Annotated in this window: 13 protein-coding genes; 5 read left to right on the forward strand and 8 right to left on the reverse strand. The window is 38.1% G+C overall.

What is annotated here, in order from left to right; translation table 11 throughout:
- Positions 1–2: 2 nt before the first annotated feature.
- From I6F40_RS01805 to I6F40_RS01815, 3 genes are read right to left on the reverse strand one after another with little or no spacing between them, the layout of a single operon-like run.
- Positions 3–4,505, reverse strand: a complete 4,503-nt coding sequence (locus tag I6F40_RS01805) for an EAL domain-containing protein (protein WP_166376463.1) — start codon at positions 4,503–4,505, stop codon at positions 3–5.
- A gap of 25 nt (positions 4,506–4,530) precedes the next feature.
- Positions 4,531–4,932, reverse strand: coding sequence for a GNAT family N-acetyltransferase (locus I6F40_RS01810; RefSeq protein WP_010553303.1), 402 nt, complete (start codon positions 4,930–4,932; stop codon positions 4,531–4,533).
- Positions 4,933–4,946: 14 nt separating this feature from the next.
- Positions 4,947–5,150 carry a DUF3283 family protein gene (locus tag I6F40_RS01815; protein ID WP_002962585.1) on the reverse strand — a complete coding sequence of 68 codons (204 nt, stop codon included), beginning with the start codon at positions 5,148–5,150 and terminating at the stop codon, positions 4,947–4,949.
- Between the two features lie 118 nt (positions 5,151–5,268).
- Between I6F40_RS01815 and I6F40_RS01820 the strand changes: the two genes are divergently transcribed.
- The gene (locus I6F40_RS01820) at positions 5,269–5,967 is read left to right on the forward strand and encodes a substrate-binding periplasmic protein (protein ID WP_007586939.1); all 699 of its coding nucleotides are present in this window, start codon (positions 5,269–5,271) and stop codon (positions 5,965–5,967) included.
- On the opposite strand, the gene I6F40_RS01825 is transcribed toward I6F40_RS01820, so the two are convergent.
- Both I6F40_RS01825 and I6F40_RS01830 read right to left on the reverse strand, forming a co-directional pair.
- On the reverse strand, positions 5,964–6,209 hold the full coding sequence (locus I6F40_RS01825; RefSeq protein WP_166376462.1) for a DUF1289 domain-containing protein: 246 nt from the start codon (positions 6,207–6,209) through the stop codon (positions 5,964–5,966). The genes I6F40_RS01820 and I6F40_RS01825 overlap by 4 nt on opposite strands.
- A 105-nt stretch (positions 6,210–6,314) precedes the next feature.
- Positions 6,315–7,448, reverse strand: coding sequence for a 1-acyl-sn-glycerol-3-phosphate acyltransferase (locus tag I6F40_RS01830; protein WP_024590668.1), 1,134 nt, complete (start codon positions 7,446–7,448; stop codon positions 6,315–6,317).
- Between the two features lie 386 nt (positions 7,449–7,834).
- Between I6F40_RS01830 and I6F40_RS01835 the strand changes: the two genes are divergently transcribed.
- Entirely contained in the window at positions 7,835–8,779 is a 945-nt protein-coding gene (locus tag I6F40_RS01835; RefSeq protein WP_166376461.1) for a D-2-hydroxyacid dehydrogenase, read from the forward strand.
- A 185-nt stretch (positions 8,780–8,964) separates the two neighbouring features.
- Positions 8,965–9,345: a DUF3192 domain-containing protein gene (locus I6F40_RS01840; protein WP_024596200.1), complete on the forward strand. Its 381-nt coding sequence runs from the start codon at positions 8,965–8,967 to the stop codon at positions 9,343–9,345.
- A 65-nt stretch (positions 9,346–9,410) separates the two neighbouring features.
- Here the strand turns inward: I6F40_RS01840 and I6F40_RS01845 are convergent, their stop codons facing one another.
- Genes I6F40_RS01845 through I6F40_RS01855 form a run of 3 tightly spaced genes read right to left on the reverse strand, consistent with a single transcriptional unit; the run spans position 9,411 to position 15,552 of the window.
- Positions 9,411–10,310, reverse strand: a complete 900-nt coding sequence (locus tag I6F40_RS01845; RefSeq protein WP_166376460.1) for a GGDEF domain-containing response regulator — start codon at positions 10,308–10,310, stop codon at positions 9,411–9,413.
- Entirely contained in the window at positions 10,294–14,103 is a 3,810-nt protein-coding gene (locus I6F40_RS01850; protein ID WP_197192421.1) for a PAS domain-containing hybrid sensor histidine kinase/response regulator, read from the reverse strand. Before I6F40_RS01850 ends, I6F40_RS01845 begins: the two co-directional genes overlap by 17 nt.
- Positions 14,104–14,154: 51 nt before the next feature.
- A complete protein-coding gene (locus I6F40_RS01855) occupies positions 14,155–15,552 on the reverse strand; it encodes a PhoH family protein (protein WP_166376458.1) in 1,398 nt (465 codons plus the stop codon).
- A gap of 305 nt (positions 15,553–15,857) precedes the next feature.
- Between I6F40_RS01855 and rapA the strand changes: the two genes are divergently transcribed.
- Together rapA and I6F40_RS01865 are read left to right on the forward strand one after the other, a co-directional pair.
- On the forward strand, positions 15,858–18,752 hold the full coding sequence (gene rapA, locus I6F40_RS01860) for an RNA polymerase-associated protein RapA (RefSeq protein ID WP_166376457.1): 2,895 nt from the start codon (positions 15,858–15,860) through the stop codon (positions 18,750–18,752).
- 302 nt (positions 18,753–19,054) lie between these two features.
- Positions 19,055–19,828: a YggN family protein gene (locus I6F40_RS01865; protein ID WP_166376456.1), complete on the forward strand. Its 774-nt coding sequence runs from the start codon at positions 19,055–19,057 to the stop codon at positions 19,826–19,828.
- The last annotated feature ends 96 nt before the right edge of the window (positions 19,829–19,924 follow it).

Here is a 19,924-nt window from a genome sequence, read left to right on the forward strand (position 1 = left end):
TATTAATTAAATATATCACTCCAATTGCGATTAATAAGCGGTAGTACTTCGGTATTAGGTACCGGTTTACTAAATAAGTACCCTTGAAAATGCATGCATCCTCGCGCCTTTAAAAAGGCGAGTTGGTGCGAGCTTTCTACGCCTTCAGCTACACATTCTTTACCTAAACTATCTGCAAGCGCGAGTATTGATTGAATAATAGCTTCATCGTCAGAATCTATGCCTATGTCTTGTACAAAGCTTCTATCTATTTTTAATACATCAATAGGAAAACGCTTTAAATAAGTAAGCGATGCGTAACCCGTACCAAAATCATCCATATACAATCTACAGCCCAACTTTTTAAGTTGTTCCATGCTGTGTAGCGCTTCTTTTGAATCACGCATTAATATTGATTCGGTTATTTCAAAAACAATTGCCTCAGACGACACTCCTGAATTACTTAACGCTTTTTTAATTTCAGGAACAAGGTCTTTAAACTCAAAATCAAGAGCCGATAAATTAATAGATAAATACAGGCTAGGTGAGGCTTTTCGCCACTCTTTTAGCTCTAATAAAGCGCGCGCAAAAGTCTGCAGCATAATTTTTGTAATTAGGCCTATACCTTCTGCTGCCACCGAAAATTCTTGAGTTTGCACAAGCTTATTTTCAGGCCAACGCAGCAGTACTTCAAAGCCTTCTGTTTTTTGACTTTCAGCGTTAATGATAGGCTGGTAGTAATTACAAAATTCTTCTTCTTGATACGCTTTAGTTAGCTGAGACTCAAGATGCAGCGCTCTTTGAACATGCTGATTCATCTCTTGCTTATAAAACTGATAACGCCCCTCTAAAGAGTCTTTTGCATGATATAACGCTATGCTCGCAGCTTTTAAAAGCGCAGAGCCTTGCTGAGCATCATCTGGTGATATAGACACACCAATACTTAAATTAACGTTTACAACTTGGCCATTAATCGTAATATTTTGATTCACACAATCCATCAACTTAGTGCATATAATGAGTACTTGTTCGATTTGCTGAATATCTTCCACCAGCACTACAAATTCATCGCCACCAAATCGAGCAACACTATCAGATGGACGCAAGGAGCATTTTAAACGCTCAGCGACTTCTTTAATTAGCTCATCAGCAACTGCATGCCCCAAAGAGTCATTAAAGTATTTAAAACGCTTAATATTTATATGTAATAAAGCAACTTTACATTCGTGCAATTTTGCTTGCTCAAGGGCGTGTTCAACGCGGTCATTAAATAACGTACGATTTGGCAACCCTGTTAATGCATCGTAGTTGGCCAATAAGTGCAGCTCGTTTTCGGCTGATTTTTGTGCGTTTATATCGGTTAAAATAATGACATAACTATTAAGGCGCTGTTCGTTATCGGCCACTGCACTTATTTTCACAAGTACATGACGCGACTCACCACTTGCTAAAACTACACTGTCTTCACACGAAAAGTGTTCTCCAATAGATAGCTTTTGCATTATGCGTAAATAATCAAAACGATTGCTGCGCGATATACCTAAATTTAATGCTCGACTAGATAACGACTCAGCAGAGAAGTTAAAGGCGGTTTGCAGTGATTTATTAGAAGCCCGAATATTTAAATTTTTATCGAGGATAAACACCCAATCACGTGTTTGCTCAAATGCTGCCGTAAATAATAAAGCGTGTTCTTCAAACACCATCTCACGGGTCATATTTGTGTAGGTACCCGCTACTTTTTGTGGCGTTTTATCATCCCACTCAACTACTTTTCCAAAATCTTTATACCAGCGCCAATAGCCTTTTGCATGGCGCAGGCGGTAGGTGCAATTAAAGTAACCTTTATCGGTAGATAAAAACTCAAGCCACTCTAAGCGAAATAGCTGTTTGTCTTGCGGATGAATTTTAGATAAATATTCATCAAGGCTCACGGTTTCATTTTCGTAGCCTAACTCACTCGCTAAGCGAGGTTGGTAAATACTTGGATTACTTGATTCCCAATCCCAAACACCCGATTCGCTGCCTTCAAGCGCTAGCTTTAAACGCGCTTCGCTTTCTTTACTTTCTTTATTTGCTGCCAATAAAATACGCTGAATTTTATTACGGCGCATAACCCACATGGCAACAAAGCCAATAAACAGCATGCCGTAAAGCACCATAAAATAAGGTGCACGCCAAAGCGGATACTTTACTTTTATTTTTAAAATAGCAGGCGAGGTATATTCGCCAGTCAGGGGGTCTTTAGCCCAAACTTTTAATTGATAATTACCTGGATTCAATTTTGGAAACAATACACGGTTGTTATTTCGGGTATAACTTTTTTGTCCGTTATCAAGTTGATACTCATAAATGATGCGTTCTTGATTACTAAATGCCATGGCCGAAAATGCAACTTCAAGCCCTATATCATCATGGTTTAAAACAACCTCGTTGAGCGGTTGTTTTAGATCAAGCGATAAATCTCGTGACATTAAATCAACTCGCGTAATATTTACGTGATCAATAAGCGACTGATAGTTTTGGTTTTCCATTGGATGAAAATAAGTAAAACCTTTTAAGCTACCATACGCAATATGGCCATCTTTAAGCTGTGCCATGGCGTTGCTATTAAACTCAGCAGAGAGTAGCCCTTCTGATGTAGAAAATTGCTGAAAATGAAGTGTTTCTGGGTTTAATCGCCAAATGCCTTTATGGCTACTCATCCAGATCATGCCATCATCATCTAGCACCATATCGTATAGCAGAGTGCCTAATTTATTCCTCTCTAAATCGATTGTATGGACTAATTGATAGGTAGATGCGTCAAGGCCTATTAAGCCGAAATTAGAAAGTGATATCCACAATATATTGTTGTTATCAATTAAGTAAGAAAGCACACTAATGGCTACGTTTTCATGCTGTTTTGGCACTTTATAAATCATTTTAAGTGCTAAATCACTTGGGTTCACTTGGTATAAAATACCGGCATTAAAAAATAATGGTGAATCTGGTTTATTGCTCAGCGCAGGTAAAAAACCATGGGCTAAAAAGGGTTCAAATTGATCAAACTGGCCACCCAAACGCGTTATTACTTGAGAATCTATATTGTATATAAATACCCCATGATCTGAGTGCACAAAGTATAGATCGCCATTTGGCATTAATGTAACGCCATGTACCCTACCGGTAATTAACTCCTGATTAGCAGGGTTATGTACTTTAGGTTCGCTAACTTGATGCGTTACAGGGTCAAAAATAAACAAACCACGATTTGTATAAAGCCATAAATTATTTTTATAAGGCGTTATTTCATATACGGTAAACTCAGTGGTGAGTAAGTCGACTTTGTAATCTTTTAAATAAGCTTTACCAATATTTGTTTTTAAATCAACCTCGGTAATACCGTTATGCGTTGCAAGCCAAAGTTTGTCTTTATATTCGGTAATCCCCCAGATAGAGTGATGCGATAAACCATCCCCCCCGAGCAAAGTGCCATCGACATTATTAAAATGGTAGCTGTCATGAGATAAGTAAAACGCACCGTCGGTTTTAGTCGCAACCCACGTACCACCCGATTTATCTTTTGCCATATCAATAATACTGGTATCGGCAAGTGTGTACTTACTTTGGGCTATTCGAGTGTTTTTAATCATCTCCCCGGTGTTTAAATCAAATTTAAACAAGCCTTTGTCGGTAGCTAAATCTATTGTTCCGTGTTCGTTTACTATGCTCCAAACATTTAAATCGCTTAGTAATACTTTACTTTTAAAAGGTAAATCTGGGCGTTCAAACATTTTTGATAAGTTACTAATATCAACTTCGTATAAGCCTTGTACCGCCCCTACTAACAACTGTTTATTTTCACCTAATGCGAAAGACTTAACATTATTTTGGTAAATATGTTCAGCTTCACCTTTTAAATGCTGCAGGGGTCTAACTTGCTCTGTGGCAATATCAAATACGTATGCGCCATGGCTTGTACCTATAAATATATAACCATTGTAAGCAAACAGCTTTCTCACAAGGGTATTTTTATATTTAGCAGGCAGCTCAAAAATAGTTGTGATTTTTCCGGTTGCGATATCAAGCTTTGCAAAATCGCGGCCTCGCCCAATCCAAAGTGTTTTTTTATCAACTGCCACCATACTAAAAACAGACTGATTGATAATTTCTTCTTCACTGGTAGGTTTTTCTAGAAATTGCTGATATGAATCTGTTACGGGGTCGTATCTAAATAGGCCTGCAAGTAAAGAGGCTATCCAAATGTGCCCTTGAGGGTCTTGGTAAATACGATCAATGATCGCTTCTTCTAATTCACCATTAGGGCCGTTTATTGGAATAACTTGATAGCCATCATAACGATTAAGCCCAGCCTCAGTAGAAAGCCAAAGGTAACCATTAGTGTCGATAAGCATTGTATTAACGTAGCTTTGCGATAAGCCTTCGCTTGGAGATAAACGTTTTACTTGTGCGCCTACTTGGCAACTTAGGATAGTTATTAAAACTACAAAGCAACTAATGATCCCATTAACGCATTTACTCATGCTTATTCCATATTATTATTTATTATTATGGGTACTCTAGAGCGACTATATTTCGATGTTTGTAAGTATCAAAAAGTACTTGTAAAGCAAGAGTATATGTTAACACCTGGTTAAAACCAATAGCACAATATAAATCAACTACGTTTTTATATGCGAAGGTATTAATCATCTTATCTTGCGACTTTAAGAGTGTTGATAATAGCTGTTTAGCAACACCTTTACCGCGATGTTCCAGCGCAACAAACACGGTAGATAAAAATAAAAACTCTGTTTTATCTTGCAGCCTACATGCTGCAACTATTTCATTATTATAGTAAGTAACCCATACCTTATCTTGTTTATTAGCCCGTCCTCTTACATTATGTTTTTTATAAAATTTATTAACGAGTGGAACTTTTAGCCCATCCAGCAATTCAACTATATACATTTTTATATCAACACTTAGCTAAGCATTAGCGCTAAATATTGCTCAAATTTTTGCTTCAAAACCATTTGTTCAGCCATTGGACGGCTATGGATTGTATTATAAACTTGCTCTCTCGTTTTTTTATTTCGCTTAATTTGATACGCCCAAAAAGACGCTTCATAATCTAACTGAATTTGGTATTTTTCTTCACGTGGCAATAGGCATAAATTAAAACTCACAATACTTCCTCATTCGCTTTTAAAATTATTTGATTAACCCCGAAACTGGGCAAGAGGTAATCTCCTTGTTATTATACGCGTCTTATTTTATTTATTTCTGTAGTAATTGGAACTGATAATGAATAGACATTTTAGTATCTTGTTATTATTGGTAAATTTATTTTTTAGTGCCTCTTGTTTTAGTCATCAATACAACCTCACTTTTAATCGTCCGCAAAGTACACCACAAGCTGATTATGCCTTAGAGTTATTAAAGTTAGCATACGCAGATATCGGTTTTAAAATACATATAATCGATTTTAGTCACCAAAATGCTTTGCTAGCTGCAAATAATGGCGTACTTGATGGGCAGTTAGGAAGAGATGCAAGCGTTGAAGAAAATTACGAAAACTTGATTAGGGTCGATTATGAGCTCTTTAAGTTTGACTTAGTATTATATAAAAACTGTTTACCTAGCAGTTTAGAACAGCTCGATAGCGTCGCAATTGTTGATGGCTACCCTGTCCAAGAACATTATTTAGCAAGCACACAGTTTGCAGGGAATATTATTAAAGTTAAAAGCATGAATACCCAACTTAATTTGCTTGCTCAGAAAAAAGTACAGGGAGCTTTAATGATTAATTTTATAATGCAAAACAATGAGCTACCTTCACCTCAAGGTTGCTTTGTAAAAGAAGTGCTGAATACTTATCCGCTTTATCATTATTTAAATAAGCGTAATGAAAACTTGGTAGAAAAGCTTAAAATGTCATTAATTAACTTAACTAACAATGGCACTGTGTACGCACTAAGAGCCAAGTATGGATTAAGCTTTTAAAAGTCGAACCCTTGCTGCTGCGCCTGTGTGCTTAGCACTGCATTTTGCTGCTTTTTTTGAAGATAACGTTTGTAGCGCTGCTGGCACAAACTAAGCACCTTCTTTTTTTGGTCGTTCGTTAAGGTATTCCACGAAAAGCGTTCATCCCGACTACGATAACACCCTTTGCAATACCCTCTGTTATTAACTAAGCAAATACTCTTGCAAGGACTTGGAATATCAAATATTTCAATTTGTTGCATGCATAAGTACCGCCCAGTTGAAGAGGAGGTATTAGTATAGCGTTATTTTTGAGCAAAAAAAAAGCAGCAATTTAATTGCTGCTTAATTTCATTGAGCTGTGAGTATTAATGTTCACAGCTATTAGTATTTATCTCTGTTTTACGGTGAAATGGCTTAGCGTACATAGCTAGCACTAATGGTTTTAACTCTTCAGGTACACAAGCTAAACGTTGTTCAAATGTCGCTGTATCAGGAGAGTCTATTACCGCATCTTTACAACCACCAGCGATGTAATTGCCTGGGTGTAAATAAAACGAATCAACAATTTGCCTATCAATTGTTTTAGCAAGCTCTTCAGCACTATCACATTTAGATTCAATTGGTTGCCCAAATGCTAAATGCACGTGCCCTTTAGCAGTACTAAAGCCTTCAACAATGCTCGCAATATCTTCACCAGCCGATTTAACGTACTCACCATGATGTTGCTTGTGGTAAAGCTCTTTGGCTTTAGCAATTGCACACGGCTCATATTGATAAGAAATAGAAACAGGCACTATTTTTAACTCTTTAATATAATCGCCAAACTCTTTCTTTTGTTTACGCCCATTTAATTGCAGCATCTTTAAAAGCGCAGGATCAGTTTGATCAAAACCGTCTTTTGCACGCCCTTCTTTTTGCGCAATCCAAATAGAATTTCCACCGACCACAGAATCGTAAATGTATGACGATAATTGAGTCAGTGCTTTTAACATCTCTTTTGGTGCTTTAGCAGAGCGCTTAACTATAAAGCTTTTATTTAGACGCATAAGCTCAGTAATGTAAGGTATTTGCAATAAATTATCGCCAATAGCAATACGCACTGTTTTCATTTTATGTTGGTATAAACCCCAGTTAACTAATGCAGGATCAAGCACTATGTCTCTGTGGTTTGAAATAAATAAATAGGCCTGGTTAGCATCTAACTGTTCTAACCCAGAAAAGGTAACCTTTGATGTGGTGCGTTTCACTAGTTTATCTAAGTATTGTGCCACTTCATTTTGCACATCTTCAACGGTGCTTACTTTGCCCCATTTTTTGCGTAACTGACTTCTTACCATTGGACGCGCAATAAAAGGCACTGCCGATAAAAAGCGCGGTAAATTATACTTTGCTATTACATCAATAAACGCATCATCGTTAATTAAACGTGTAAGCGACGCCGCAACTTCGTCGTCGTTGTATGGGCGTATATCTGCGTATTTATCTTCTAATTCACTCATTACTACATCTACAATGTTAAAAAACGGTACGCCAAAGCGCACCGTTTATGTCTATATCCGATTATAACTCAGCCAATCTAAAATGCGAAATAACCAAAAAAGCGATTTTATTTTTAGCAACTTGCTTTAAAGCCGAGTTTAATTACCTTCTATGACCATGAGCTTGCTCAAAAGTGCAAAAATCTGATCAGTCTAGCAAAATACCATGTTCTCAATCTGCTAGTGGGCAGACCACTAATACAAAGCCCTCTAATCATTTGGTAGTAATACCATTAACAAAGCCTTTCTTTCGTAGTACCTTAAGCTCGTATTTTAGATTTTTGATGGATCGTAGGCATCTTTTTACGATTTTAACTCTTTCAGATCCACTTATTTTAGGGCTCATAATGAACATTACTATTCTTGATAACGCAACGTTAGCTAAAACGTCTCTTACTTGTATTGAACAACTTGGTAAATTAACGACTTATGAACTTACTAGCCCAGAGCAAGTTATTGAACATTGCCAAGGCGCTGATGTATTAATCACTAATAAAGCCGTTTTAAATCGCGACACTATTAGCAAACTTACACAGCTTAAATTAATTTGTGTAAGTGCAACTGGTACTAATAATGTTGATCTAGAAGCCGCTAAAGAATTTGATATTGCCGTAACTAATGTAGCTGGCTATTCAACACCTTCTGTTGTTCAACATACGTTTTCTTTAATTACTAACTTACTGGGTAACACACACCGCTATCAGGCGGATTGCCAGCAAGGCGCGTGGCAAAAAAGTGAAATGTTTTGCATACTCGATTACAGCTTTAACGACTTACAAGGTAAAACATTTGCCATTATAGGCGGTGGTACGCTAGGTAAAGGCGTTGCTAAAGTGGCTGAGGCATTTGGCGCAAATGTTATTGTTGCAGAGCGCAAAGGTGTTAAATGTCGCGACGGTCGTACGCCTTTTGAAGACGTCATTAAAACAGCCGATATAATCAGCGTACACTGCCCGCTAACAGATGAAACACGTGATTTAATTGCACTTAATGAGCTTAAAATGATGAAGCCAAGCGCTATAATTATTAATACAGCACGTGGTGGAATTATTAACGAATCCGACTTAGCAACAGCGCTTGAGCAAAATCTAATTGCTGGAGCCGGTGTTGATGTACTAACTAAAGAACCTGCTGAGCTTTCAAACCCACTTGCTAATTACAAAGGTAATAACCTTTTACTTACTCCACATATAGCATGGGCAAGCACCGAATCTATTGTGCGTTTAATTAATGAAGTAAGTTTAAATATTGCTGCATTTAATAAAGGCGAATCACGCAACCGCTTGGTGTAGTGATTTTATTGTAGTAATCAAATAAGCTAAAAAATGGCTGTTTTTACTAATACATTTAATATTTTATTAGATAAAAACAGCTTAACCAATTTAACAAACTGATTAATAACAACTTATAAATATGGTCTACTCTTTGCTTTAATACAGCTAATAACCAATTAAAAATCTTATTAAGGTAAATAAAAATGAAAAAATCACTTTTAGCAGCCGCTTTAATCGCTCCATTTTTAACAGGCTGTGTTATTGCCGTATCAGATGGTGAAGCTGAGACTCATTGGGCTGGTAAGAATTCATCTAGCTGGCAAGCACAACATAAAAATAATCGTGAAGTTATATCAGAGCTAAAAATGGATAGCAGCTATCAATCTGTTTTAACGCAATTAAAAACGCCTAATTTCACAGAGCTATTAAAAAAAGATGACGATGTATACCAAGTACTTTTTTATGTAACTCACAGTAAGCACTCTGATTCGAAAACAACAAAAGATGAATGTACGCCACTTGTATTTAAAAATGATAAGTTAGTGGGCATTGGTGACACCGCTTTAGGTATGATCACGCAATAACCGACAAAAAGTAGTTGATACAAAAACGCCAATATAAATATTGGCGTTTTTTGTATATTAAATTTTTACCGTGCGACTATTCTATCCCGCCCTGCATCTTTGGCAGCATATAAGCCTAAATCGGCCTCTTCGAGTAATGCTTGTTCAGCATACACTCTACCTGTTTGAGTTGTAGCAATACCTATACTTATAGTGATGTGGTCTGCATTTAATGAGGCTTTATGTTCTATATTCAAAGCGTTTACCGCATTGCGTAATTTGTTAGCAAACTCCATAGCTTCATGCTTATCCATTCCAGGTAGCACAGCTGCAAATTCTTCGCCGCCATAACGAGCAATAAAGTCACTACCGCGTTCACATTGTGCTGCGAGTGCTTGCGCAACATTCTTTAAACATTCGTCACCTGCACGGTGTCCGTAACAATCGTTATAACGCTTAAAATGGTCTATATCCATAAGTAAAACCGACAGCGGCGTTCCATTGCGTTTACTGCGGCGCCATTCTCGTGATAAATTCTCATCGAGATAGCGTCTATTTGGAATTTCGGTTAAGCCATCTATTGAAGCTAGCATTTCTAGCAAATCATTTTTTTGTTTTATAAGTAATTGGTTACGTACCCTAACGCGAACGATAGAAGGACTAAATGGCTTAGTTATATAGTCCATTGCACCGAGCTCTAGACCCTTTGCTTCATCATCATGGCTGCGATTGGCTGATATAAATATGATAGGAATAGACTGAGTTATCGGGCTTTCTTTAAGCTCTACGAGTACTTGATAGCCGTCAATTCCGGGCATAATCACATCAAGGATTATTAAATCAACTTGCGCTGTTTTTACAAAGGTAAGTGCTTTTTCACCACTTTCAACCAAGAACACGTCGTGTTCTCCTTTAAGTGTTTTTTCAAGTACTAATCTGTTGATTGGATCATCATCTACAATAAGTACTTTAGCTCTTTTCGACATCCCTAACCCCTAACCCTTTAATAAAAACAATTACCTGTTCTAACTGCATAATAAGCTCTTTGAGTGTTATTTCAATAGGCTTGTTAGTTGTTTTAATCTCTCTTTCACATAATAAAGCACAGTGTGATAGTCGTCTAAAACCTAAATTACCTGCAACACCTTTTATACTATGCACTAAGCGTACCAAATCATCTTTATTGGTTGTTTCTTCAATTTGAGATAATTGTGTTTCACACAAGCTAGCAAACTTATCAATCATTGTATTGAGGAGCTTTTCATCCATACTAAACTGCGTTAATGCGAATGATTTTTCAAAAAAGCTTGGTTTAACTAAGTTTAAATCGGCAATTGCATCAATAAGTACCTTAGCAACAACCGGTTTAGTTAAATGCTTATTCATACCGCACTTTAAAGAACGCTCAATATCCGCAGGTTCACAATGGGCCGTTAATGCAAAAATAGGCAGTTGTTTTGCGTCAAACTGTTGACGAATTAAAGCCGTTGCTTGGCAGCCATCTATTTGAGGCATTTGCACATCCATCAATATTAAATCTGGCTTTAAAACATGTAGTAATTCCATGCCAATCGATGCGCTTAAAGCCGTAACAACACTTACATTTGCTTGGCGTAATACACTACTAATTATTTCTAAATTAAGCTGATTATCATCAATTGCTAATACAAGTAGACCCGATATATCAGCTTTAATTTCAGTTATATTATGTATTGGAGTATAGGTATCGACTTTTGGCTTTTGCACCGTGTTCAAACTAAATAACCTTTGCCCTAACGCCGATGCTTTAACGTGATGCGCTGCTAGATGCTCACTCGTTGGTAAATTAAGCGTGTGCTGATGATTAATAATAATCACCGATGTTTCTTTAGCTGACAACGAATCATTAATCGCTTCAATATTTAACAGTGCTGGTAGGTCTGCAGCATCTATTATTATCTGCTGAACATTGGAGAGTTTAATTGGGTATTTTAGTACTTCATCTAAATTAATATTAGCAAATTCTTTATACGCATTTGTTACTTCTTTAAGCTCTTTACTTTGCTCAGATAAAATAGCCAAAGTGTTAGTCGGTAACATCGTGTTTTTAGTGGTATCAACTAAAAAGCTAATGCTGAAATAAAACTCACAACCTTGGCCTTTTTTACTCTTTAAAGCAATTTCACCCCCCATTAACGACACGGCATGTTTAACAATCGCTAAACCGAGTCCAACACCTTGATGTATGCGTGTTGAAGATTCATCACCTTGCGTAAAGGCGTCAAATAAACGCCTTTGATCGGCTTCATCTATGCCCATACCGGTATCAATTACTTTAAAGCAAATATGCTGTTGCTCTAGGCTATCGCTTTCAATAAGTTCCATTTTTAAAGTGATAGAACCTGTTTTTGTAAACTTAACAGCATTTGTTAATAAATTACCTAATATTTGCTGTAAGCGAATGCTGTCGCATATCAAATCAGGCGCTATTAACGGGTCAATATCAATAACAAATTCAATACCTTTTCCTTCGCACAATGGAGCCGTTAAACTTTCACAAATATCCACCAGCTCAACCATACTAAAAGATGCTTGTTTTAAATCGGTTTGCGAACTTTCTATGCGTGCAAAATCAAGCATTCTATTGAGCATTAGCAACAAGCTTTGTGCTGCATGCTTAGCTTGATCCGTTTGTTGTAATTGCTTTTGCGTTAATCCTTGCTCAATAAGCATATCAAGCAGCCCTAAAACAGCATTAAGAGGAGTGCGTATTTCATGACTTAAATTGGCTATAAAGCGACTTTTAGCAAGGGTTGCTCGTTCGGCATCTAGTTTCGATTTAGTTAATGCGCTCACATCCTGAATGTGAATAACGTAATAAGCTGGGTCGCGGTTTTCATCCCATACAAGCGATACACTCAGTTGCAACCAACTTGTTAAGCGCCCTTGAGCAAGCGTTAAGTGGTATACGCGTTTTTTGTCATCTAGCAATTGCGCTAAAGTGCTTTTTATTTGCTGCCATTGAGTATCGTCAAACAATGCTTTTAACTGCTCACCAACCAGTACTGGCTGTTCAGAAAACTGCTTTCTTGCCGCTTTATTTACTTGTAATATTGTGTGCTCAAGCGAGAGTAAAACCACGCAGTTAGCCGCAAATTCAATCGCACTTCTAAATTTAGATTCTGATGCTTTTAAGGCCAATAATGCTTGTTGCTGTTCGGTAATATCGCGACCAATACCCATAGTCCCCAACAGATGTTGGTGCTCGTTATAAAAAGGTGCAATAGTAAGTTGATACGTTTTTTTATCGGTTTCTATTCGCTGTTCAACACTGTTTCTATTTTGTAATACTTGTTTTTCAAGCGCATTTATTTGTTGATCGTTATCACCTAAATCATCTACATATTTACCGACTAATGCAGTTTGATCTTTACCGATGTACGCCTCAAATGCTTTATTGCATCCTAAGAATGATCCATCAATATTTTTAAAATAAATAAGATCTGGCACACTGTTTAGCATAGTGTTGAGCAAAGCCAAGTGGCGCTCTTTTGCTTCGTAACTGCGGCTTAGTTTTTCTGATTGCAACTGAACCTGGTCGTCCAGAGCTTTATTTGTACTTTGTAATGAATCAACTAACTGTTTGTTTTTAGTAAATACACGCTTCACTTTAGAAAACCAAGGCTGCCAGCTCAGCGGTACTTTATAATCGAGCTGCACTTCTTGCTGTGTACCGTTACTCTCTAGGTACGACATTAAGTGAGTCATTGGCTTAATAAAAATGCGCTGACTTAACCAAAAAAACACGCCAAACATAATACTTAAAAATAGCGTTAAAAATGCGAACTCTAATAGTATTTCATACTTAATTGGGCTTATTAATTGGGGTTTGTGCTCGTAAAATGCTGCGTGAATAGGTAACTCATCCATAGGCTGCATAAAGTAATTACTATCACTAGTTAATACTGTTTTTTTACTATGGTGCTGGGCCAAATCAGGCCAATAATTTTTTAATGCTGTTGCTTGCTCTATTAACTGTTTAGAGCTGGCGATAACTTGATGTGATTGGTTCATAAAAACGTATTCACCACTGTTCGGTGAAACCTTTTTTAACCACCCAGAAATTGCCTGAACATCATAAATCAAAATAATGTAATCGGCTGAGCCAGTGCTTCGCTGTCGGCCAATAGCAAAATACGATTTATCATTCACTTTAACAATGGGACTTGAAGTAAGTTTGTTTGGTGAAAATTTTGGCTTGAATTTTCCATTTAGAATTTCAGTAAGCATTAAACTTTGGCTTTTGTTGCGCCTGCTTACATAAGCAAAACCATTATTATCAACATACGCTACAGCAGACAACGACTGCATTAATGCAAGCGTTGTATTAAACGAAGGCCCTAATGTAATAGCCTGCTGCCACTGCATTAATGCCTTAGCAGATAACGCAAACTCCCCCTTACCTACAATTTCAGTGCCTTGCTCACTAAAGTGACGGTAATAGTAACCATCATATTGATTTATGCCCTCGAGTAAGCTTTGGTTTATTTTTGGATAGGTCGTTTGTTCGTATAAGCTAAACATGGTGGTAAGTAGATTGCTCACCGACTCCATCCCATGAGTAACCTGTGCTGAAACATTCGTAAAATCGGCTTCGCGTTTTTCAACCGCCCGCTCAAGCTTTATATTATATAAGTGCAAGCACAGTAAAAAAGCGACAATCAATGGCACTAAAAGCGCAATAAATAATGAACGATAATAATGCTTCAGAGGTAAAAAATTCAATGTACTGCCTGCCATTTGGCTCGAAAATCAATCGATAGACTATCGAGCCAATTTGTTAAGCGCAAGTTATAAATTTTCTTCTGCAAATGACGCTAAGCGACTACGTACAACACCGTTGAGGTTTATAGTTGCGCTGCCTTCAAAGTTTTTAAAGCGCTCTACTATGTACGTTAAGCCCGATGTTACTGGCGTTAAATAGTTACTATCAATTTGCGCCAAGTTACCCGTACAAATTAATTTAGTACCTTCGCCGCAGCGGGTAATAATCGTTTTAAGTTGAGATGCCGTTAAATTTTGGCTCTCATCTAAAATGACCACCGCATTTTGAATACTACGGCCGCGCATAAAGTTAACCGATTTAAACTGAACATTAGCCTTCTCCATAATGTAGTTTCGGCTTGATATCGGATTTTCGTCGCCTTTGTGCAATACCTCCAGCGTATCGGTAATGGCTGCAAGCCATGGCGCCATTTTTTCCTCTTCGGTGCCTGGTAAAAAGCCAATGGACTCTGCTATTTCTGGCGTATTACGAGTGACTATTACTTTATCGTAAATACCTTTTTCGATGACCATTTCAAGAGCGCTGGCAAGTGCTAACAAGGTTTTACCGCACCCTGCTGGTCCTGTTAAAATAACAAGTTCAATACTTGTATCTAGCAGCGCATCAAGCGCCATTCCCTGATAAATATTTTTGGGCTTAACGCCCCATGCTTGTTGATGCATTAAACGCTCAATACCAATATCTTTGAGCGTTATGTGCTCGTCATCGTACGATTTAACACGCGCCGCAAACTGATCCCCTCCATCAAGTAAATATTCATTACAAAATACATCAGGTATTAAGTTTTTAGGCACATGATGAAGCGTATCTCGTCCGTGTTGCTGCGTATTACATTCCCCTACATGGTCCCAAAAATCACCTTCAATTTTTTTATAACCACTAGTGAGTAAGCTGATATCGTCAATAAGTTGATCGGTACGGTAATCCTCAACATATTTAAGCCCTGCGCCTTTGGCCTTTAAACGCATGTTTATGTCTTTTGTTACTAATATAACTTTTGAATCACTGTGCTGCTTTTGTAAATACACGGCGCAATTAATAATACGATGGTCGTTTTCGTTACCCGGCAAACCAGAAATCGAGTCGGCAAATAAATGGTCGTTTACAATAATGAGGGTACCTGCAGAGCTCGCTTTTGCCTTTTTGTTACTCGGCAGCGCCACGCCTTGTAGCATTTGCTCAGGCGTTGCATTTTTAAGTACCTCATCTAATCCACGAATAGCAACGCGCGCATCGCGGCTTACGTCGTGTTTTCTGTTTTTTATGTGGTCGAGTTCTTCAAGCACCGTCATCGGAATTACAACGTCATGTTCTTGAAAAGACAAATAAGCGAGGGGTTCGTGAAGTAGTACGTTGGTATCTAGCACATACATTTTACTTTCAAGGTTCGAAGCTTTTTCCATAGCACTTTCCTTACGTTTTATGATTTTTATGCTATACCAAAATAACTAAGTAAAACGGGCAAAACTTAAACCTGCAATACTTAATTGCCAAGGCATAATGTAAGTTTAGTCTATTTGTCATAAAAGTCCGTTTTATTACAAACTGTAATTAGTTTTGATTTACCTAAAAAAGAGTCATAAACAAGTTGTTTTAATAGTAATAATTAACACTTACAAAATTAATTAAAAGTGAGCCAAATAGCGCCTTGCAGTGGTGTTAGCTTACAGGTAACATAGCCGCCTTTTTCATCATAGACGAGACATACATGAATTTTTCCTTAGGTCAGCGTTGGATCAGTGATACAGAGTCAGATTTAGGATTAGGCACCGTTGTTGCCATTGAAGGCCGTCAGGTCAGCATATTATTTCCTGCCAGTGGTGAGAGCCGTGTTTATTCTTCGGCAGAAGCACCTGTTACCCGTGTGGCATTTAATCCTGGCGATGTGATCAAAAGCGTTGAAGAATGGGAATTAGAAGTAGAGTCTATTGAAGTACAAGGTGAGTTACTGTGTTATCACGGCACCCGTGTTGATAACGGCGAAACTGCCAAACTTAAAGAAACCTTTTTAGATCATTTTATTAAGTTTAATAAACCACAAGATCGTTTATTTGCGGGCCAAGTCGATCGTTTTGATCGCTATACACTTCGCTACCAAACGTGGTTACATAAATTTGAACGTGAACAATCGCCTATTAAAGGCTTAATTGGTCAACGTGCTAATCTTATTCCGCACCAGCTTTATATTGCCCAAGAAGTGGGTAAACGTTTTGCACCACGCGTACTTTTATCAGATGAAGTAGGCCTTGGTAAAACAATTGAAGCGGGCATGATTTTACACCAACAAATTATTAGTGGTCGTGCGAGCCGCGTACTTATTGTTGTACCAGAAAATCTACAGCACCAATGGTTAGTAGAAATGCTACGCCGCTTTAACTTACATTTTTCTATTTTTGATGAAGAACGCTGCGACGAAGCGTTTGCAGATTCGCCAAACGTGTTTGATACAGAGCAACTAGTACTTACCAGCCTTGAGTTTTTAACCAAGAAAAAACGCTGGTTTGAACAAGCAACACTTGCTGATTGGGACTTACTAGTTATAGATGAAGCCCATCACCTAAGTATAAATAACGGCAAGCCAAGCTCAGAGTACCAACGTATGGCAGAGCTTAGCCAAGATATTCCTGGCCTTATTTTACTTACCGCAACGCCTGATCAACTTGGTCACAGCAGCCACTTTGCACGTTTACAGTTACTCGATCCTGACCGTTTTTACGACTACGACGTGTTTAAAGAAGAAGAAGCAAATTATAAAGACGTTGCTGAAGCTGCAAATCAATTACTGCAAGAGCAAGGGCTAGACGACACAGCCAAAGCCACGCTAATTGAGCTATTAAAAGAAACCGATATTACTGATATTCTTGAAAAAGCACAGCAAGGTGATTTACCAGCACGTAAAGAAATACTTAACATGCTGCTCGATCGCCACGGCACAGGTCGTATATTATTCAGAAATAGCCGCAGCGGCATTGATGGCTACCCAAGTCGTAAATTACACGCCTACCCAATGGCATTGCCAAAGCAGTATAAAACGGCTATGTCGGTTCTTGGTAACATGGGCGGCATTCAAAACCCTGAACTAAGTGCACACCGTGCTCTTTTTCCTGAAAAAATATTTCAAGAGTTTGAAGGCGAAAGCGCAAGCTGGGGTTTATTTGACCCACGTGTAGATTGGTTAATCGAAACACTTAAAACGCTTAAGCGTGAAAAAGTACTACTTATATGTGCTAAAGCTGAAACAGCTATCAGTCTTGAGCAAATACTGCGTGAGCGCGAAGCAATTAAAGCGTCGGTATTCCACGAAGGTATGTCTATTATTGAGCGTGACCGGGCTGCTGCATTTTTTGCAGATGAGTACGATAATGCACAAATATTACTGTGTTCAGAAATTGGCTCAGAAGGTCGTAACTTCCAGTTCTCGCATCACTTAGTGTTGTTTGATTTACCATTGAACCCAGATTTACTAGAGCAGCGTATTGGTCGATTAGACCGTATAGGTCAAACACAAGATGTGAACATTCATGTGCCATATTTTGAAAACACCGCTCAAGAAGTATTACTACGTTGGTATAACGAAGGTCTAGATGCATTCGAATCTACCTCGTCAACGGGTCAAATGCTTTATAAAGAGTTCCGTGATGATCTACTTGAATATATTTCTGCGCATAACTGCGATGAAGACGAACTCGATCCATTACTTGAGCAAGTAGCACAGCAAAATGCCGTACTGCGTAAAAAAATGGAAAGCGGACGAGATCGTTTACTAGAACTACATTCATCGGGTCAAGGTGCTGCAGATTCGCTTGTAGCTGAAATCGAAAAACTCGACAATCAGTTTGAACTACCAAGCTACATGATCAACGTGTTCGACACATTTGGCGTAAGCCAAGAAGATAAAGGCGAAAATACCATTATCTTAAAGCCAACTGAGCATATGTTAAACCCTTCATTCCCATCGCTTAAAGAAGATGGCATGACCGTTACCTTTGATCGCGATACGGCACTTTCGCAAGAAGACGTACACTTTGTTAGTTGGGATCATCCAATGGTGCAAGGCACCATGGATATGATTTGTGACGACGACTTTGGTAGCGCATCGGTTGCATTGCTTAAAAACAAAAAGTTACCGCCTGGTACCTTTTTTGTTGAGCTTATTTTTGTTGCAGAAGCAATGGCACCAAAAGTATTACAGGTTGGTCGCTTTTTACCGCCTACACCAATTCGTATATTGCTTGATAAAGCAGGTAATAACTTAGGTGAGAATGTGGCATTTGAAGGCTTCAATCAGCAGTTATCAGCCGTTGGCCGCCAAACAGCAAGTAAACTTGCAGGTGCACTACAAAGCGCTGTTCACCCAATGATTACTACCGCTAAAGATATGGCACAAGAAAAACTTGAAGTTATTCGTGCAGCGTCGCTTGTTAAAATGCAAACGTCACTCAGTGAAGAGCAAGAGCGACTGGTAGCCCTTAAGCAGATTAACCCGAATATTCGCCAAGAAGAAATTACCTTCTACGATAAGCAACGCAGCGACCTAGCTACATATATTGAAAAAACGCAGCTACAACTTGATGCAATTCGATTAATAGTGGTTTCACACTAGAGATTTTGGCTTTTAACCGCTAGCTTTTTAAGCTGACTCCAGAGTAAATTTGGAGTCATCTTTTTAAACTTTATTTTTAAAACCACGTGTTCTTATTTAGATGTGAGCTAACACTACCTATTTAGCTTTATACCAAGTCCTTTGTTGTACTGCTGATTTTGTTCAACATAACCGCATCTAAAAACGCAAGCTGCACTTTATACACTTATTCATTGAGATAACCCACAGGCTTATTTTAACTTGCATAAAGTTGTTTTTTTGTTAACCTACTCGCCTTCCATTTTAGTCTTTTTGAGGTGTTTATGGCGTTTCTATCTCGTTCGATATTGGCGTTGTCCATAGCGCTCTCAAGCTGCAGTGCCTTTGCTCAAGCCCAGTGCGATGTTGAATTACGTCATGGTTTAATTATTACTGACGATGTGATTCGCATATTAGATAAAGGCCAAACTCGTGTACAAATTAATAACAATAACCAACTGTTTATTCGCGGTTATTGGGTTGATTTAAGCGATGACGAAAGCAAAGTACTCGAACAGTTTAGTAATGGTATTCGCCACACAGTCCCCGAATTAGTAAACCTGGCTACAGATGGCGTTAACTTAGGTTTAAGCGCTATTGAGCACGTAGTTGAGGGTATGTCAGACAAAGAACCTGAAGTACTTAAAACACAACTAAAGTATGTAGAGCGCGCGCTAATGGATAAGTTTAAGCGCGGCGATGACTTCTTTTTTATAGCTCCTCAATCACTTTCGCAAATAGATGATTTTTTTACTAAAGAAATAAGCCAGCAAATTCACTCTGCAGTGCATGGATCGTTAGGTGCTATTTTGGTGTCACTCGGAGATGCGTTTAAATCGCGCGAAGGGAATATAGAAGATCGTATTAACGACATGGGGCAACGCATGGATATCATCTCAAGAGAAATTGATAAGTCGCTACAAAAAAAGGCGCATCAATTAGAGCTTAAAGCTTCTGAATATTGCGAATGTTTAAATGCACTCGATGTAACCGAGTCTCGCTTACAAGCAATAGTCCCTGGTATGGCCGATTACGATTTAGTGCAAATAAAGTCTTAGAGTACGTATTCGTTTTTATAATCAAATAACACCGAGTATAAATATACTCGGTGTTTTGCTTTATGATTGATTAAAAATAAGCGCTTCTACTTTTTA

Origin of the sequence: Pseudoalteromonas sp. SWXJ133, assembly GCF_015864365.1 — a bacterium.
GTDB classification, from domain to species: Bacteria; Pseudomonadota; Gammaproteobacteria; order Enterobacterales; family Alteromonadaceae; genus Pseudoalteromonas; species Pseudoalteromonas arctica.

Bases quoted from the DNA above. Each gene is read 5' to 3' on its own strand.
- I6F40_RS01805 (WP_166376463.1), bottom strand. From the start codon at position 4,505: ATGAGTAAATGCGTTAATGGGATCATTAGTTGCTTTGTAGTTTTAATA.
- I6F40_RS01810 (WP_010553303.1), bottom strand. From the start codon at position 4,932: ATGTATATAGTTGAATTGCTGGATGGGCTAAAAGTTCCACTCGTTAAT.
- I6F40_RS01820 (WP_007586939.1), top strand. From the start codon at position 5,269: ATGAATAGACATTTTAGTATCTTGTTATTATTGGTAAATTTATTTTTT.
- I6F40_RS01825 (WP_166376462.1), bottom strand. From the start codon at position 6,209: ATGCAACAAATTGAAATATTTGATATTCCAAGTCCTTGCAAGAGTATT.
- I6F40_RS01830 (WP_024590668.1), bottom strand. From the start codon at position 7,448: ATGAGTGAATTAGAAGATAAATACGCAGATATACGCCCATACAACGAC.
- I6F40_RS01835 (WP_166376461.1), top strand. From the start codon at position 7,835: ATGAACATTACTATTCTTGATAACGCAACGTTAGCTAAAACGTCTCTT.
- I6F40_RS01840 (WP_024596200.1), top strand. From the start codon at position 8,965: ATGAAAAAATCACTTTTAGCAGCCGCTTTAATCGCTCCATTTTTAACA.
- I6F40_RS01845 (WP_166376460.1), bottom strand. From the start codon at position 10,310: ATGTCGAAAAGAGCTAAAGTACTTATTGTAGATGATGATCCAATCAAC.
- I6F40_RS01850 (WP_197192421.1), bottom strand. From the start codon at position 14,103: ATGGCAGGCAGTACATTGAATTTTTTACCTCTGAAGCATTATTATCGT.
- I6F40_RS01855 (WP_166376458.1), bottom strand. From the start codon at position 15,552: ATGGAAAAAGCTTCGAACCTTGAAAGTAAAATGTATGTGCTAGATACC.
- rapA (WP_166376457.1), top strand. From the start codon at position 15,858: ATGAATTTTTCCTTAGGTCAGCGTTGGATCAGTGATACAGAGTCAGAT.
- I6F40_RS01865 (WP_166376456.1), top strand. From the start codon at position 19,055: ATGGCGTTTCTATCTCGTTCGATATTGGCGTTGTCCATAGCGCTCTCA.